Raw genomic sequence first — 1,433 nt, forward strand, 5'->3', positions numbered from 1 at the left:
AACTTCCCGCGGGTGCTGGCGATCTGGCGGGCGAATCTTCTCGGGTCGTCGGGGAAGGGGAACGAGTATTTCCTCAAGCATCTGCTGGGCACCGACAACTCTCTGCGCGCCGCCGAGGCGGGCAGCGGCCAGCGTCCGCGGGAGGTGGACTGGCACGAGCAGGCGCCGGAGGGGAAGCTGGACCTGCTGCTGACCTTGGATTTCCGCCAGACCAGTACGACGATCTTCTCCGATGTCGTGCTGCCGGCGGCGACCTGGTATGAGAAGCATGATCTGAACACCACCGACATGCACCCGTTCGTGCATTCGTTCAATCCGGCGATCGCGCCGCCGTGGCAGACCCGGACGGATTGGGACGCGTGGCAGGCGATCGCGGACAAGTTCAGCGAGCTCGCCGCCGGCCGGCTCGACAGGCGCAGAGATGTGGTCGCCGTGCCGCTGCTGCACGACACCCCGGACGCGATGGCCAACCCGCACGGCGTCGTACGGGACTGGAAGCACGGTGAGTGTGAGCCGGTTCCGGGGGTCACGATGCCGAAGATTGTCGAGGTCGAACGCGATTACGCCGCGGTCGGTGCCCAGATGCAGGCGCTCGGGCCGCTGATGGAGAAGCTCGGCGCTACGACCAAGGGCGTGACCTACGACGTCACGGCCTCGGTCGACTACCTGCGCGCAAAGAACGGCCCGATTCGTGGCGGTCCCGCCGACGGACGCCCCTCGCTGAAACGCGACGTGCACGCGTGTGAGGCGATCCTGGCGCTGTCGGGTACGACGAACGGGCACCTCGCGACGCAGGGCTTCAAGACCCTGGAGAAGCGGACCGGGACGCAGTTGCACGATCTGGCGGCCGAGCACGAGGGCAAGCAGATCACGTTCGCCGATACGCAGGCGGCGCCGGTCCCGGTCATCACGTCGCCGGAATGGTCGGGTTCGGAGGCGGGCGGGCGCCGGTACTCGCCGTTCACGATCAACGTCGAGCGGCTCAAACCCTGGCACACCTTGACGGGGCGGCAGCACTTCTATCTCGATCACGACTGGATGAGCGAGCTCGGCGAGAACCTACCGGTCTACCGGCCGCCGCTGAACATGGGTGCACTGTTCGCCGAACCCGGGATCGGGTCGACCGGCGAGCTCGGGGTCACGGTCCGCTATCTGACCCCGCACAGCAAGTGGTCGATCCACTCGGAGTACCAGGACAACCTGTTCATGCTGTCGCTGTCGCGTGGTGGTCAGACGATCTGGATGAGCGACAAGGACGCCGCCAAGGTCGGTGTCGAGGACAACGACTGGATCGAGGCGGTCAACCGCAACGGGGTCGTGGTCGCGCGGGCGATCGTGTCGCACCGGATGCCGGAGGGAACGGTCTACATGCATCACGCGCAGGACCGGTTGATCGACGTACCGATCGCGGAGACGTCCGGCAAACGTGGCGG

General features: G+C 66.6%; 1 protein-coding gene. It reads left to right on the forward strand.

Annotated features, from left to right (window positions below; genetic code table 11):
* Nucleotides 1-1,433: molybdopterin dinucleotide binding domain-containing protein (locus EV651_RS41105; protein WP_133791667.1), on the forward strand; the 1,433-nt coding region annotated here is incomplete at both ends.

Source organism: Kribbella sp. VKM Ac-2571 (assembly GCF_004362255.1).
GTDB lineage: Bacteria > Actinomycetota > Actinomycetes > Propionibacteriales > Kribbellaceae > Kribbella > Kribbella pratensis.